This is a genomic window from Hahella chejuensis KCTC 2396 (assembly GCF_000012985.1).
GTDB classification, from domain to species: domain Bacteria; phylum Pseudomonadota; class Gammaproteobacteria; order Pseudomonadales; family Oleiphilaceae; genus Hahella; species Hahella chejuensis.
On record NC_007645.1, the window covers coordinates 7,036,090 to 7,050,591 of the forward strand.

General features: G+C 53.4%; 15 protein-coding genes and 1 riboswitch. Of the genes, 8 read left to right on the top strand and 7 right to left on the bottom strand.

The annotated features are described in order from the left end of the window. Nucleotides 1-27 precede the first annotated feature (27 nt). Entirely contained in the window at nt 28-1,815 is a 1,788-nt protein-coding gene (locus HCH_RS31230; RefSeq protein WP_011400589.1) for a PKD domain-containing protein, read from the top strand. 109 nt (nt 1,816-1,924) lie between these two features. Here the strand turns inward: HCH_RS31230 and HCH_RS31235 are convergent, their stop codons facing one another. Continuing rightward, nucleotides 1,925-2,839, bottom strand: coding sequence for an AraC family transcriptional regulator (locus tag HCH_RS31235; RefSeq protein WP_011400590.1), 915 nt, complete (start codon nt 2,837-2,839; stop codon nt 1,925-1,927). 38 nt (nt 2,840-2,877) lie between these two features. Then, the gene (locus HCH_RS31240) at nt 2,878-3,723 is read right to left on the bottom strand and encodes an SDR family NAD(P)-dependent oxidoreductase (protein ID WP_011400591.1); all 846 of its coding nucleotides are present in this window, start codon (nt 3,721-3,723) and stop codon (nt 2,878-2,880) included. 476 nt (nt 3,724-4,199) lie between these two features. Here HCH_RS31240 and HCH_RS31245 point away from each other — a divergent pair, with 476 nt between their 5' ends. From HCH_RS31245 to HCH_RS31255, 4 genes are all read left to right on the top strand, one after another. After that, a complete protein-coding gene (locus HCH_RS31245; protein ID WP_011400592.1) occupies nt 4,200-4,523 on the top strand; it encodes a hypothetical protein in 324 nt (107 codons plus the stop codon). Between the two features lie 187 nt (nt 4,524-4,710). Next, complete coding sequence (locus tag HCH_RS34345) at nt 4,711-4,878, top strand: hypothetical protein (protein ID WP_158305004.1); 168 nt, start codon at nt 4,711-4,713, stop codon at nt 4,876-4,878. Further along, a complete protein-coding gene (locus HCH_RS32880; RefSeq protein ID WP_049781178.1) occupies nt 4,838-5,242 on the top strand; it encodes a type II toxin-antitoxin system YafO family toxin in 405 nt (134 codons plus the stop codon). Before HCH_RS34345 ends, HCH_RS32880 begins: the two co-directional genes overlap by 41 nt. Beyond that, nucleotides 5,242-5,475 carry a hypothetical protein gene (locus HCH_RS31255; protein WP_148212702.1) on the top strand — a complete coding sequence of 78 codons (234 nt, stop codon included), beginning with the start codon at nt 5,242-5,244 and terminating at the stop codon, nt 5,473-5,475. Before HCH_RS32880 ends, HCH_RS31255 begins: the two co-directional genes overlap by 1 nt. A gap of 271 nt (nt 5,476-5,746) precedes the next feature. Here the strand turns inward: HCH_RS31255 and HCH_RS31260 are convergent, their stop codons facing one another. From HCH_RS31260 to HCH_RS31270, 3 genes are all read right to left on the bottom strand, one after another. Continuing rightward, complete coding sequence (locus tag HCH_RS31260; RefSeq protein ID WP_011400595.1) at nt 5,747-6,964, bottom strand: ribonucleotide-diphosphate reductase subunit beta; 1,218 nt, start codon at nt 6,962-6,964, stop codon at nt 5,747-5,749. Between the two features lie 28 nt (nt 6,965-6,992). Beyond that, nucleotides 6,993-9,854: a ribonucleoside-diphosphate reductase subunit alpha gene (locus HCH_RS31265; RefSeq protein WP_011400596.1), complete on the bottom strand. Its 2,862-nt coding sequence runs from the start codon at nt 9,852-9,854 to the stop codon at nt 6,993-6,995. 123 nt (nt 9,855-9,977) lie between these two features. Continuing rightward, nucleotides 9,978-10,200, bottom strand: a riboswitch (cobalamin riboswitch). Between the two features lie 78 nt (nt 10,201-10,278). Then, nucleotides 10,279-10,578 carry a hypothetical protein gene (locus tag HCH_RS31270; protein WP_011400597.1) on the bottom strand — a complete coding sequence of 100 codons (300 nt, stop codon included), beginning with the start codon at nt 10,576-10,578 and terminating at the stop codon, nt 10,279-10,281. Nucleotides 10,579-10,822: 244 nt separating this feature from the next. On the opposite strand from HCH_RS31270, the gene HCH_RS31275 reads away from it, so the two are divergent. The 3 genes from HCH_RS31275 to HCH_RS31285 are packed head-to-tail and all read left to right on the top strand — an operon-like array spanning nt 10,823 to nt 13,288. Beyond that, nucleotides 10,823-11,794: a pilin gene (locus HCH_RS31275; RefSeq protein WP_011400598.1), complete on the top strand. Its 972-nt coding sequence runs from the start codon at nt 10,823-10,825 to the stop codon at nt 11,792-11,794. A gap of 3 nt (nt 11,795-11,797) precedes the next feature. Then, entirely contained in the window at nt 11,798-12,778 is a 981-nt protein-coding gene (locus HCH_RS31280) for a type II secretion system F family protein (RefSeq protein WP_011400599.1), read from the top strand. A gap of 24 nt (nt 12,779-12,802) precedes the next feature. Beyond that, nucleotides 12,803-13,288: a pilin gene (locus HCH_RS31285; protein ID WP_011400600.1), complete on the top strand. Its 486-nt coding sequence runs from the start codon at nt 12,803-12,805 to the stop codon at nt 13,286-13,288. Between the two features lie 13 nt (nt 13,289-13,301). On the opposite strand, the gene HCH_RS31290 is transcribed toward HCH_RS31285, so the two are convergent. Both HCH_RS31290 and HCH_RS31295 read right to left on the bottom strand, forming a co-directional pair. Next, complete coding sequence (locus HCH_RS31290) at nt 13,302-13,685, bottom strand: MmcQ/YjbR family DNA-binding protein (protein ID WP_011400601.1); 384 nt, start codon at nt 13,683-13,685, stop codon at nt 13,302-13,304. Nucleotides 13,686-13,705: 20 nt separating this feature from the next. Then, nucleotides 13,706-14,320: an FMN-binding negative transcriptional regulator gene (locus tag HCH_RS31295; RefSeq protein ID WP_011400602.1), complete on the bottom strand. Its 615-nt coding sequence runs from the start codon at nt 14,318-14,320 to the stop codon at nt 13,706-13,708. Nucleotides 14,321-14,502 lie beyond the last annotated feature (182 nt).

The following is a 14,502-nucleotide window of genomic DNA, read 5'->3' on the forward strand; positions in this document are numbered from 1 at the left end:
ATTAACTATCTAATGTGAGAGGACCTTATGAAAACAAAAATAGCTTGGGTCGCCGGGCTTGCTTTGTCCTTAACACTATCCGCCAACTTGCAGGCCGCGTCAGACGACGCCGTCGCAGTCCCCCAACCACCCATCACCATCGCTTCGGAAACTCAATTCAAAGGGTTACTGACGGATGAACGCCAACTAAGGAGTGAAAGCACAAGCGCCTATCAGGCGATCAGCGATCGTCGCATAACAATCCATAGAGAGAATGCCAGTTTCATCAAAGTACACTTTTCCAGGTTCGAAATACCTGAAGGCGGCTACGTCGTGGTCCGTAACGCTCAGGGAGATATCGCGCATCGCTACGGCGGCGCCAACCCATCACTGCATACCTTGCGCGAGGGCGATGATGGAACAACGTCTTTCGCCGCGCTTTCCGTCATTGGGTCAACCGCTATCGTGGAGTATTTTCCCGGCGCCAGCGGCCAAGCGTCGTACAAGATTGAAGTCGATTCCGTCATGGAGGGCTTTCCCCAGGAAGAGATCGACGAGCTGATGAGTCAGCAGGCGAGCGGCTTCTCCACCTGCGGCGTCAATGAAAGACGCGACGTGCAGTGCTGGGCGGACAGCCACCCGGAAGAATATGAACGCTCCCGCCCAGTGGCGCGCATACTCGTCAATGGCTCCAGCCTCTGCACCGCCTGGCGCGTCGGCCCTGACAACCGGGTTTTCACCAACAACCATTGCGTCTCGTCCCAGTCCGGCGTAGCCAATACGGAAGTCTGGTTCAACTATCAGCGCACCAGCTGCGGCAGCGGTTCACTGGCGGGAACGAAAGTAGTCACCGGCGCCGCCATGCTGGCCACCAATTATGAGCTGGACTACACCCTGTTCACCGTCAACAACTTCTCCTCCATACAGTCATTCGGCTACTTTGGCCTGGATGTGCGCCCCGCCACCAATCAGGAGCGCATCTACATCCCCCAGCACGGCAGCGGCAATCCTAAGGAGCTTTCCATTGAAAGCGACCAGAACAGCGGCGGCTTATGTCGGGTGGACAGACCTTCCGCCAATGGACGAGGAACCGGCACCGATATGGGCTATAACTGCGACACTATCGGCGGCAGCTCCGGATCGCCCGTTCTCGCCGCGCAAACGAATCGCGTCATCGCACTGCATCACTTCGGCGGCTGCCCCAACCAAGGCGTGCTGATTCATAAAATCTGGCCGCAGGTCGCCGGCTATTTCAATAACCAGATTCCCCCTGGCGATAACGAAACTCCCAATGGCGATCCTGTCGCGGACTTCGCCTTCGCAGTCGACAGACTGGAGGTTCGCTTCAGCGACGAAAGCTCCGACAGCGACGGCGAAATCGTCAGCTGGCAATGGGATTTCGGCGACGGCAACTCGTCCATCTCACGCAACCCGACCCACACTTACGCCAGCACAGGCGGGTATAGCGTCAGCCTCAAGGTCACCGATAACGACGGCAACAGCGCCAGTAAAACGCAAACCGTCAGCGTAGGCGACGCGCCGCGTATCGAAGAGAACAACCTCTCCGACAACACCGGCGACTGGAAGCACTACAAGATGACCGTTTCCTCCGGAATGAGCAAACTCACCGCCACCATCTCCGGCGGTTCCGGCGACGCTGACCTGTACGTGCGCCAAGGCGCCCAACCTACCACCTCCCAATACAACTGCCGACCCTACACCAACGGCAACAACGAAGTCTGCACCCTCAACAACCCCGCCGCCGGCGACTGGTACATCAGCATCCGCGCCTACCGCGATTACTCAGGGGTGGATCTGGTGGGCGAACTGGAGTGAACCACCAGCCCTCATCTACTACTCAGTAACCTGACACAACAGGCCTGAAGTACTAAAAAGCCGATCGTCGTTGCGCGGTCGGCTTTTTCGTGACAGCCAAATTCGCCAGCTAAGGCAGCCAGTATTCGGAGGAGCCGGCGTTCTTGATTCGCGCCAGGTCTTTGGAGGGTGGGAGGCCAAACAACCGGGCGTATTCACGGCTGAATTGCGAGGGGCTGTCGTAACCGACGCCATAGCCGATGTTGCAGATGTCCTGCTCGCCTAAAAACAGGCGTCGGCGCGCTTCCAGCAGCCGCAATTGCTTCTGATACTGTAGCGGCGTCATGTGGGTGGCGGTTCTGAAGTGATGGAAAAACGAGGAGGCGCTCATGCAGGTGAGTTTCAGTAGTTCATCCATATCAAAAGGCTGATCGAAGGTGGTTTTGATATGTTGAATAGCTTTGCTTATTTGCCGTATGCGGCTGTCGCCGTTTGTGATTTCACGCAGTATGCCGCCCTGATCGCCATTCGCCAGCCAGTATAGAATCTCTTTTTCCGCCAGCGGCGCCAAAACGGCGATATCCTTGGGGTTGTCATTCAGTAAAGCGACCAACCTGATCACGGCCTCCAAGAGACGGGGCGTCACGAGACTGACGCCAACGCTTTGATGCGGCGCGCTGTTATCGACGCTTCCTTCGTCCAAAATCAGCTCACTGAGAATAGTAAGGTCCAAATCCAGCCGCACGCACAAATAAGGCTGTTCAGGCGACGCCTGCATCACTTGTCCGGCGATGGGAAGATCCACCGACACCACCAGATAATGGGCGGCGTCGTATTTGAATAACTGTTCCCCTGATATCACTTTCTTCGCGCCTTGCGCCACAATGCATACGGCGGGCTGATGAACCGCGAGCACCGGTTCCGTGGGTGATGAGGAGCGGATAAACGAGAGCCTGGGAATGTCGCTTTCACGCACGCCGTCCGTGGGGCAATGCCGTTGAATCAGGCGCGCCAATTCCTTAATCCGATCAAAGATTTCCGACATACCCAGCATCCCGTTTTATCTGCGCGCTTACGCGTCAGTTATTCCTGTATATCTGTCGTTACCGATAACGACGCCCACTTATCCACTTCTTCCTGCCGTGCGCTGTATGCAGCGCCGAGGTACTGAACTGCGTCAGAGCCCGCAGCGAACCTTAATGGACAGTTTTCCTCTCGAGACAGCTTCACCAGCGCCTCGCCCAGCTTGGCCGGATCGCCCGCCTGCTGATGGTTACGGCTCCGGTAGCCTCCCAAAACAGCGGAGGAATACTGTTCGTAGTCGCTCACTCTCAGGTCACCATAACTGATCGAGCTGTCGTCCAGGAAATCCGTACGGAAAAAGCCGGGTTGAACAATGGTGACGCCAATGCCGAACTGTTTCACCTCCGCAGCCAGACATTCAGAAAATCCTTCCACCGCGAACTTGGTGGCGCAATACGCTGAGGCGCCCTCAAAGCCTATCGCTCCTCCGATTGAGGAAATGTTGAATATACGTCCCTGACGCTGTTCCCGCATGTAGGGCAATATTGCACGGGTAACGCCCATCAATCCAAATACATTGGTCTCAAACTGAGCGGAAATTTTGTCAGCCGCCACCTCCTCAAAGACGCCCAACTGACCATATCCAGCGTTATTCACCAGGATATCGACGCCGCCAAAATGCGCCGCCGCCTGTTTCGCACAATCCTCCGCCTGGGAATGACTGCATACATCCAGCGCCAGCAGCAATAAACGCTCATCAGGCTTATATACCTTACGCAGCGCATCCAGGTTACGCCCGGTCGCCACCACATTTTCCCCCGCCGCCAACGCCGCGACAGCAATCTCATATCCCAACCCGCGAGAAGTCCCGGTAATAAACCAGGTTTTGTTTTTTCTATCAGACATGCTCAACCTCCAAGATGTAATTGACTGTAGAAAGCGAGTACCAGAATGCAGGCTGCAGTGACCAGAGGGTTAGCAAGATTCTCTTAACTCTTTGCACAATACTCCATACTTGTTAAAAAGCGGAAAACAGCATGACGCAGCACATAAAAGTACGATTCAAGAAGTTGGCATAAAAAGCGCTCCTCGACACTACGCGAATAAAGCGCGGAGTTCCTTTCAAAATCACAGCCTTTTAGGCCTCTTGAAACCATACCGTTTGAGCCAAGAAAATTTGGATGAACTGGATTCAATAAGCCTGGTGGATACATTCGCAATACTCAATGAACATAGCGATTTCTGGAGCCCCATACTGAGCCCTGTTAGGGACAAAGGCCGATAGCCGATAAGCAAGCTGATGATATAATGGTTGCCATAGCGCCCCTGAGATGAAGATCAATGTCTTATATAAGAGTTTTAAAGAGATAATGTAAAACTGTATGAGCAAAGAAATATTATCAACATTTACCTCTTCGTTAGAGGACTTCAAAGAAAAGTTCGCAACGCTTTTAGAAGAGGCGGATGCGGAACCTGTCGCTGTTGTTGATGACAATAATGACGTTCTATTCTATGCCGTTTCACCATACTTATTTGAAGAAATGATGGAGTATATAGAATATAGCCAGAGAGGCAGCACAAAGCTTATATCGCCAGAAGAGAGCAGCCTCGGTATTACCAAAGAAGATCTGGTAGACATATCAGAAAACGCAATGAAAGATATAGAAGAGCTAAAGAAAAAAGGACGTATAGATAAATGGAAATAAAGTTCATTGTAAATAAAAGCATTAATCAGGCAGAAAAGATATAAAATCTCCTACAATATACGAAGCGCGATTTCCCTGCTGTATAGGCGCCCCGATTACAGTGTGTATGTCATTTTGGCTATTTTCTGGCCGGTTTAATATTTGTAGAATAACTTTTCTGTGAAGTTTAATAATGGGGAGAGGTCCAATGAGTAAGAGCAAAAACTCCAGTGTAGATAGGCCACTTACAGCTAACGAGAAAGAAGAGCTGAAGAAAGCCATGAAAAGGGGGAGCGAAGATGCTAAACGAATTCCGAAAGGGACTTTTGTAGAATATGTCAGTTCAAATTCATCTGTCACGATTTCTAAAAAATGAGCAAAATAACCCAGCATTCAAGCGCGTAGCTGATGCATTTATAGAATATAAGACAACAGGAGATCCTGGAAAACTGTTCGGCCGAGATAAAGTCACTGATCGCCCCCGTCTCGCCCTACAAGAGAAAATGAAACACCTCCATATCCTAGATGAAAAGACATTTAAGCTAAATAAGCTTTATTTGAAGTCTCAGGATTATCGTCACAGCGATACAATGTTATTCTATTGCAGCGGAGCTATATTCGATGATCACTACCTGCTCATTGGGATAGTGTGGGAAAATGCGCATGATTTTATGGAAAACGAACACACTATCTTATGGAATTATGCACTCGAAGCAGAAGAGTTCAGGATGAAATGGTAATGCTAAAAGACATTAAGTGGACCAAGGGGGATACCCCCAAAGAGCAAGGCGTGTACATTATTGCGGTGGAAACATTCAGTATCGCATCCAGTAGCGCATCTTATTGGAGCCCTGTTGAAGGTTGGACTAATATTGCGCCGGATGACAAGGTGAGAGGCTTTATCCCCCTGCATGATGTCATTATGCAATTACCCTATTTCTGGGAAGATGATGAGTCGACGGGAACTCCCTGACTCTCACTTCTGAAGAAGCTTAAAAGCCGCTTGTAGCGGCTGTTTCTGCGCTCGGCCCAATGTCGCTGAGGCAAAGTGTATCCAGTTGAGGAACTTTCCACTTGGATTCTGAAGACTACCTTTCACATCGAGAATCATTAAATATCTAAACAGTGAAAAAAATACCAGTAACGAGAGTTTTAGCCTCGCCAAGTTGACGAGGCTGCCCCTTATTCAACAAACGCAACGGGGACTGCAAGGGTAGCTGTCGTCGTACGCTTGATGCTCACACTCACCACTGCAACGACGCCCCAGTCTGGTACTCCGTTACGCGAGTCTCAAAGAAATTTTTCTCTTTGCGCATGCTGGCCTGTTCGTCCAGCCAGGGCAGTGCGTTGCCCGCGCCGGGGAATGGCTCGTCCAATTTCAGCTGCTTGGCGCGGCGGTTGGCGATGAAGCGGAACTGTTCGATGTGGTCTTCTGCGGTATAGCCCAGGATCGGTTCTTTCAGCAGGAAATGGGCGTAGCCAGTCTCCGCTGCTTCGGCTTCTTCCCACAGCGTTTTGATCGCTTTGGGATCAAGGGTGACGCCTTCTTCCTTGATGATCTGTTTCACCACGCGGATACCGAAGGCGCAGTGCATGACTTCATCGCGCATGATGTATTGCAGCTGTTCGCCAGTGCCTTTCATCAGACCGCGACGCTGCAAGGCGAAGATGGGACTGAAACCGTTATAGAACCAGCAGCCTTCGAAAATACCGGCGAAGAAAATATACGCCATCACGAAGGTTTCCAGGTCGTCCCGGTTACGCAGATTAATATCCGGACGCAGCAACGCGCTGATGCGCTCGTTGCCCATCTTGATCTTGCGATAGATCGCTGGCGTGACGCGGTAACGGTTATAGATCTCGCTCTGGTCCAGACCGATAGTTTCGATACAGTGCTGATAAGTCCAGGTATGCAGAGATTCTTCGTACACCTGCCGCGCCTGATAGATTTGTAATTCCGGCGCGCTCATTTTCTCCATCACCGCCAGACCGATATTGCGCATGGCCAGAATGTCGGACGTGGTCAGGTACGCCAGCACGTTTTCATACACATGCTTCTCTTCCAAGGTCAGCTTGTGGTGATAGTCGTACACGTCCTGGGACATGTTGATATCCAGCGGCGTCCAATGGTTCTTGTTGGCGTTGAGGAAAAATTCCCACGCCCAGGGATACTTGAACGGCGCCAGCTGGTTGATGTCAGTCATGCCGTTCACCACCCGCTTGTCGTCAGGGTTGACCGGGTCCAGTTTCTGCGGAACTTCCTCTGGAACCGGCTCCGCCACGGGAGCGGGCTTGGCCGCGCTGTCAGGGGCTCCCCCGGCGGCGGGGGCCGCAGCGGGAGAGGTGGAAACGGGTGACTGCGGAGAAACAGCAGAGGATGTGGACACAGCAGGAATCGCCACCGCCAGAGGATCGTCCCAGTCCGACAGGGTCGCAGTCTGCTTCATCAGTTCGGTATTCATGGTCATAGCTCCTGGTTGTTATCGTCGCTTACTGACAGGCTTCGCAGTCCGGGTCGAGAATCGAGCAGAACTTCGGTTGCGGTTCCTGATTCTCAGTGTCGTCAACATCAGGTTTGGCGTTGTCGCTCTGGGACGCGCCGGAAGAAATTTTCTCCATTTGCGTGGCGCCGAGAGAGCGCAGGTAATAAGTGGTTTTCAGTCCTCGGGACCAGGCCAGTTTGTACAGGTTGTCCAGCTTTTTACCGGAAGGCTCCGCCATGTACAGGTTGAGGCTCTGCCCCTGATCAATCCATTTCTGGCGACGGGAGGCCGCTTCCACCAACCAGCGAGGATCGATCTCAAACGCGGTCAGGAACAGCTGCTTCACGTCTTCTGGAATACGATCGATCTGCGCGACGGAACCATCGAAGTACTTGAGGTCGTTGACCATGACGGAATCCCACAAATCCCGCGCTTTCAATTCCTGCACCAACCAGGGGTTGATCACGGTGAACTCGCCGGACAGGTTGGATTTGACGAACAGGTTCTGATAAGTCGGTTCAATGGACTGGGATACGCCGACAATGTTGGAAATCGTCGCCGTGGGCGCGATCGCCATCACGTTGGAGTTACGCATGCCCTGCTTTTTCACCAGCTCGCGCACCGGCGCCCAGTCCAGACTGTGACCGCGATCCAGCGTACAGAATTCCGCGCCGCGTTCCTGCTCCAGACGATCCAGAGAATCGATAGGCAGGACGCCCTGATCCCACAAGGAACCTTCGTAGGTTTCATAGCGGCCGCGCTCTTTGGCCAGATTGGAAGAAGCGGTAATCGCAAAATAACTGATCAGCTCCATGGACTGATCAGCGAAACGCACCGCTTCTACGCTGCTGTAAGGCAGGCCAAGCTTGTACAGCGCATCCTGAAAGCCCATCAGGCCCATGCCCACCGGACGATGACGCAGGTTGGCGTTGCGCGCCTGGGGCACTGCGTAATAGTTAATGTCGATAACGTTATCCAGCATGCGCACTGCGGTATAAACCGTGTTGCGCAAACGATCGTGATCGATTTCGCCATTGCGAATGTGGTTGACCAGGTTGACCGAGCCCAGGTTGCACACCGCGATTTCGTCCTGGCTGGTGTTCAGTGTGATCTCCGTACACAGGTTCGAGGAGTGCACCACGCCAACGTGTTGCTGCGGCGAACGCAGGTTGCAGGGGTCTTTGAAGGTCACCCAGGGATGACCGGTTTCGAACAACATGGAGAGCATCTTGCGCCACAGATTCTGCGCAGGCACTTTCTTGAACAGGGTGATGGCGCCGCTTTCCACAAGGGATTCGTAATGGGTATAGCGCGCTTCAAAAGCAGAGCCGTACAAATCATGCAGATCCGGCGCATCGCTGGGTGAGAACAGGGTCCACTCTTTGTCCTCGAATACCCGCTTCATGAACAGGTCAGGAATCCAGTTAGCGGAGTTCATGTCATGGGTGCGGCGGCGCTCGTCGCCGGTGTTCTTACGCAGCTCCAGGAACTCTTCGATATCCAGGTGCCAGGACTCCAGATAAGCGCACACCGCGCCTTTACGCTTGCCGCCCTGGTTCACCGCCACCGCCGTGTCGTTCACGACTTTCAGAAACGGCACTACGCCCTGAGACTTACCGTTAGTGCCTTTGATATGGGAGCCCAGAGAGCGCACTGGCGTCCAGTCGTTGCCCAGACCGCCCGCCCATTTGGACAGCAGCGCATTATCCTTGATCGCGCCGTAGATGCCTTCCAGATCGTCCGGCACTGTGGTGAGGTAGCAGGACGACAACTGCGGACGATTGGTTCCCGCATTAAACAGGGTCGGCGTAGAGCACATGTAATCAAAAGAGGACAACAGATCATAGAACTCAATCGCACGGGCATTGGGATCGTCTTCCTGCACCGACAATCCCATGGCGACGCGCATGAAAAACGCCTGCGGCAGTTCCAGACGGGTTTCGCGCCAGTGAATAAAGTAGCGGTCATAAAGGGTCTGTAATCCCAGGTAGGTGAGCTGACGATCACGTTCCGGCTTAAGCGCGGCGCCCAGACGCTCCAGATCGAATTTCAGCAGTTCTGGCGACAGCAATTCATGCTCTACGCAGCGCTCAACAATCGCGCGGAATGCGGTGGGATAAAGCTCCGCCATTTCGCCCTCGGTCGCGGACGCTGCGATGTTCAGATAGCTCAGAGACTCTTCGCGCAGACCATCCAGCAACAAGCGGGCGCACACATAGGAGTAGTTGGGTTCTTCTTCGATCAGCGGACGCGCCGCCATGACCAAGGCAGCGTTGACGTCTTTATGCTTGACGCCGTTGTACAGGTTTTTCAGTGCGCCCTGCAGCACTTTTTCCTCACTGACGCCGTCCAGGTCCGCGCAGGCATCGCTGATCACTGTACGTAGACGTCCCATGTTCAAAGGCGCTTCCGAGCCATCAGCGAATTTCACATTGATATCGGGATGCGTCTCCCCTGACTGTTCGCTTGGCGCCGGCGCGCGCTGACGGGCATGCTCTTCACGATACAGCACATAGGCGCGGGCCACTTTATGAAAGCCCCCGCGCATCAGGCCCAATTCCACCAGATCCTGGATTTCCTCGATGTGCACCGAACCGCCTTCCGGGCTGCGGCGACGCAGACGCGCCACGATATCTTTAACCAGTTTTTCTACGGAATCCCGCACACGGGGCGAGCCGGACGCGGACTGTCCTTCCACCGCCAAAAACGCCTTGGTCACCGCCATAGCGATTTTGCGGTCGTCAAACGGCGCAGCCTGACCGGTGCGTTTGATCACCTGCAGCAGGGCGTTATGAGTGTGTGACTCGGATGAAACAGATGGGGAGCTGGAGGCGCGCGCCTCACTGGGGGACGAAAAACTGCCGGTCATGGGATTGTCCTCTATCGCGTGTTCTGGCCGAACCTCCGCGAACCGGGACATAAAGCGACGCACAGACAGGACGAAAATCGCCTCGCTTAGAGCGGCGCTTTATCATTACCCTGAGTCGCGAAGGCATGAAAACTTCAGCATGGCAGGTCTTCGGACTCGGGGGCGTTTACACGTTTTTTAGAACCTACGGCGACCGCTTCCCATCCACTTTCAGGACAGTGCGTGGGCGTTTTCACCCGCGTCGCTTTCGTTCCCCCACACCGCTGCGCGTCAGTACCGGACTCTCACCGGATTCCCTCTTAGCACAACCTGTGAACAGGCGTGAACCATAGCTGGAGCACAATATATGGTTTTAGATATTAAAAGTAAATACTAGATGTAGCGTAAAGGCGATGCAGCAAAGCCGCAGGCAAACTGGATGAAATCAGGCAAGAATGACGGCGAATAAGAACTTTTTCAGTAGCGCTTGGACGCCCACGCCGATGATGGTAAGAATAAAAATCTCTGAATAGGCATCCGCTTTGGTGATTAACTTCAACGCCACCAAATAAAACCCCAGCGCGAGAAGAAAGCCAAGAAGACCATAGACAAAGTGTACAATCAAAGCCGCCGTAAGAACGATCAAGAACGCTTCAATAAACGCCAGCGAGACTTTCAGCAGTTTGGCCGCGGCGAACAGGCAAGCACTCTCGATCAAGACGCCAATGATTAGATTCAAATCCATGAGAATTCCCAAAAGGCGGCCATTCTAAACAGTAAACCGACGCAGTCAATACAGCGAAACCACACTGATGTCCCTAACGTCAACCTTCACATATCCAAGATTTTCATGGCGACCTAACAGGCGAATTTTGCCCAACCTCATTGTCATCCCAAAAATAAACGGGTAATTACCTGAATCCAAAGTAATCCAGGATGCAAATCAGCTAAACTGCTAATAATTTTCTTTTTCGCATTAAGGATTGGCTTTGCCTGAACGCCGCCGCTTTTTCAAAGAAAAACTGACGCCCTATTTTGCGCCGCCTATGTGGTTGCACTGTCTTTTGTATGTGTTAACGCTGGGCGTGTACGAACTGTTCTGGCATTACATGAATTGGCGCAAGTATCGGCTAATATCTGGAGATCCCATCTGGCCGCCGCTGCGTGGCCTGTTGTTTTACTTTTTCATTCCTTCTCTGATTGGCAATCTCGCACGCAGTTCCTCCTTGGCGGGCCGTTCTGACCCTCTACTAGGTCCATGGTCCAGCGCGCTTTACATTGCAGCCGTGATAGCGGCCTCTACTCTCGCGCAAGCATTGCATCCTTTGTTTATTCTGTCCGCCTTTCCTTTTCTGACCTATTTGAACTGGCGGGCGCGGTGGATCAATCAGCAGTTCATAGCTGTTCCAGCCCAGTCGAGCGCCGGCGTCTCTGCACTCGAAGTCAGCCCGCCGCCGCAATCTGGAGGCGCGCCCCTCGCTTTAAAACCCTCTTTTCAGACTGCCGAAAGCTTTCGTTGGCTGGAGATACTCACCTGCATCGCCGTTGTTTGTATCGCTTTGACGTTTGCATTGAACGCCGGACGTAACGGGATCATCAAATCCCGCCTGACCGAAGCTTTTGGCTTATTGGAGGGGACCAGACTGGACATAGCGGAAGCGTACGCTTACTCCGGCGTCTGGCCTGACAGAGAAGGGCTGCACGCTTTGAGTAATGTCGAGCCGACTTATTTCCAGCATATTGAACTAGATCCAAACGGCGCCTTGCACTTCACCCTTTCCCCTCGCGCGGGAGAAGCGCCAAGGACCATCAGCTTTCGACCGGTCGTCAGCAATCCTGATGGCGCATTGCGCACCCTGGGCTGGACATGCGCATCAGCGCACTCGGGTCCACGCAAAGTCTACGGCGACGACAAAAGCTCGCTGCCTCCGGAGCAACTCCCCTATATCTGTAGAGGTTAAATCGTGATCCTTATTTCTTCGCCAAACTCGAATCTGAGCCAATTGTTGCGACATTTGAACCATCAGGTTCAACAGGGGCTTTCTCTGGAACAGGCGCTGGCCAGACTGGAGCCTCTCCTGCCGGCTCACGCACAGCCTCAGGTTGAGCAACTGAAAAAAGTATTACAGGGTGACGTCAGCTTACATGCGACGCCTTATCAGGACAGTCCCTTCTACGACTTAAGTCGACTCGCCGCCATTGTGCGCGCCAAAGGCGGCTCGCTATCCGGCTTTCTGGAACGTTATATCTCCCACTCTCACGCCATGGAAGTCTCCTGGCGGGGCGTCTGGGACGGAGTGCAAAGTCTGCTTGGCTACGTCTTCGCCCTGTTAATGGTCGCCATCATTGTTTTCAGCGTCCTGCTCATCAAGGTGTTACCTGGATTTCAGGCGTTCTACAGTGAAATGAACATGGAACTGCCAGCATTTACGCTGACTCTGATATCCGGCATGGAGACTTTTCAGTCGGTTTGGATCTTCGTCTTGATCGGTTTGATTCCGCTATTTTGGATTGGGTTCAAGACGGTCGATTGTATTCGACGGTTGAGGCCCATGCCGGACTTCATGCAACGCCTCCCAGGCTTGTCCTCTATCGCCAAAGCCCATCTGCGTTATATCTGGCTCGCCAACGCCTACCTGCTTAACCGCTCCGGTCTGGATGCGGAAACCTCCTTACGTGAAGCATTGCAGCTCTGTTCCAGCGCCAGCCCGGAAGAGAAGTTCTCGCAGCCGGAATACCTGGATCTGATGATCGCCCTGAAAACTGACGCGCTGGAACAGGAGTTGGCGTATCAGTTCGAGCGTCTCAATGTCGCGTACTCTGCGGCGCTGGCTTCCTTCAAAACCAAATTCGTCGCAGGCGTCAGCACCCTGGTCACCATAGTGGTGGGAGCGGCCATCATCGCCGTCTACCTCCCGTTATTCGGCTTAGGCTCCGCTTTTTAACCGTTATTCATCAAAGGCAGAATTATGACTAACACAGCGCAAAACGGCTTCACCCTCATCGAATTAATGATCGTGGTCGCCATCATTGGCATCCTGGCGTCCATCGCCCTGCCCAGTTATCAGGTCTACGTCACTCGGGCGCAAGTCACTGAGGCGGTCACTATCGTGGGCGAACTGCGAGATCAGGTGAAAGAGTATTACAAATACAAAGGCGATTTTCCGACCGATAACGCCGCCGCAGGTATTCCTGCGCCCAACAAGTTATTAGGCAACTTTGTGCAGAACATTACCTTGGAGAACGGCGCCTTTCATGTTCAGTTGGGCAACAAGGTGAATGCAAGTCTGCAGGACAAATATCTCACCATCCGTCCCGCCATTGTGACTGGCAGCCCCGCCAGCCCGATGACCTGGCTGTGCGGGCATAGTCCCGCGGTTGAGGGGATGGAGGCCATCGGCGCCAACAAGACGGATATTGAACCGGCTTACTTGCCGTCCAACTGCCGGTTCTGAATGCCGAAAACGCTCAGGCGGGGAACAGGGTTTCCCTGCCGTAGCGCAGCTCAAGGGCCAGCCGGTCCGCCTTGGTGAGGCCTTTGACCACCAGCGCGTAGGAGTTATCGATCATCCGTTCGATTTCTCCAGGCGGCACCCCGCCATCCAGCGCCAGTGTATTCCAGTGCTTTTTATTCATGTGATAACCCGGCGTTACAGAGGGGAAGATATCCCGCAACGCCAACGCCTCTACGGGATCGCACTTCAGGTTCATGCGCCCTTCGCCGTCTTCCACGCCAAGGGTCGCGAACATTTTTCCCCTGACCTTGAACACCGCCACCTCGGGCCCGAACGGAAAATCTTCAATGGCTTCAGGTTTACTTAAAAGCGTCTGTCTGGCCGCCGCGTAGTCCATGTTATCGCCTCTGATTGTCGTTAGTCTTTCTGCAGCAACTGCATCCGCTGCGCGATTAACCGGGAGTTCTCGTCCGGCTGCGTCAACAGCCCCGCAATCACGCCAGCCCGGTCCTGCGGATTACGATTCTGGCTGAGTTTGAACTTGCCGTTCAAGGTTTCGATATCAATGCTGAAGCCAACAATGGCTTTCATCATCGCCTCCAGTCTGGCGGGAGGAACTTTGCTCATTTTCCAGGGTTCATCGAAGGCGGCTTCGTGTTTGTCGCTCAACTGCTCCAACAGCCAGGGCAGGCGTTCAGGGGGCAATAATTCTGAGCGTCCCCGCACTTCCACGCTCATAAAGTTCCAGGTAGGGACCATTCCTGCGCTTTCATACCAGTCCGGCGACACATACGCATGAGGTCCCTGAAACAGCACTCGAGTTTCATCGGCGCCGTCCAGCTCTTTCCATTGGTCGTTCTGGCGGGCCAGATGCCCGTACAAACGGTTATTCTCTCGATCCAGTATAAAAGGAACTTGATTGACCTCCAGCACTCCAGCCTTCAGCGTCATCAAAACGCCAAAACTCCAACGGTCAATAAAATCCAACATGGCGGAGCGGTCCTCCACCTTGAATGAAGCAGGCATGTACATAGTCGAAATATCCCTGACTGCAAGGACTGTGGGTAAAACGTCGCGCCTGATGGCGTCTAACGCATCGGGTTGAATAATATAGCGTTTTTACCCCGCGCTGACAGGGTTTGCCAGCGGGCTTTTCGATAATAAAGTTTTACGCTATAACGGCTGAGCGTTTCACAACTCTCATGGTTAAGGAC

What these genes read in the sequence shown, in the direction of transcription:
- HCH_RS31255 (WP_148212702.1), top strand. Translation starts at nt 5,242, where the DNA reads ATGCTAAAAGACATTAAGTGGACCAAGGGGGATACCCCCAAAGAGCAA.
- HCH_RS31230 (WP_011400589.1), top strand. Translation starts at nt 28, where the DNA reads ATGAAAACAAAAATAGCTTGGGTCGCCGGGCTTGCTTTGTCCTTAACA.
- HCH_RS31270 (WP_011400597.1), bottom strand. Translation starts at nt 10,578, where the DNA reads ATGGATTTGAATCTAATCATTGGCGTCTTGATCGAGAGTGCTTGCCTG.
- HCH_RS31235 (WP_011400590.1), bottom strand. Translation starts at nt 2,839, where the DNA reads ATGTCGGAAATCTTTGATCGGATTAAGGAATTGGCGCGCCTGATTCAA.
- HCH_RS31240 (WP_011400591.1), bottom strand. Translation starts at nt 3,723, where the DNA reads ATGTCTGATAGAAAAAACAAAACCTGGTTTATTACCGGGACTTCTCGC.
- HCH_RS31290 (WP_011400601.1), bottom strand. Translation starts at nt 13,685, where the DNA reads ATGGACTACGCGGCGGCCAGACAGACGCTTTTAAGTAAACCTGAAGCC.
- HCH_RS34345 (WP_158305004.1), top strand. Translation starts at nt 4,711, where the DNA reads ATGAGTAAGAGCAAAAACTCCAGTGTAGATAGGCCACTTACAGCTAAC.
- HCH_RS32880 (WP_049781178.1), top strand. Translation starts at nt 4,838, where the DNA reads ATGTCAGTTCAAATTCATCTGTCACGATTTCTAAAAAATGAGCAAAAT.
- HCH_RS31285 (WP_011400600.1), top strand. Translation starts at nt 12,803, where the DNA reads ATGACTAACACAGCGCAAAACGGCTTCACCCTCATCGAATTAATGATC.
- HCH_RS31295 (WP_011400602.1), bottom strand. Translation starts at nt 14,320, where the DNA reads ATGTACATGCCTGCTTCATTCAAGGTGGAGGACCGCTCCGCCATGTTG.
- HCH_RS31245 (WP_011400592.1), top strand. Translation starts at nt 4,200, where the DNA reads ATGAGCAAAGAAATATTATCAACATTTACCTCTTCGTTAGAGGACTTC.
- HCH_RS31265 (WP_011400596.1), bottom strand. Translation starts at nt 9,854, where the DNA reads ATGACCGGCAGTTTTTCGTCCCCCAGTGAGGCGCGCGCCTCCAGCTCC.
- HCH_RS31260 (WP_011400595.1), bottom strand. Translation starts at nt 6,964, where the DNA reads ATGAATACCGAACTGATGAAGCAGACTGCGACCCTGTCGGACTGGGAC.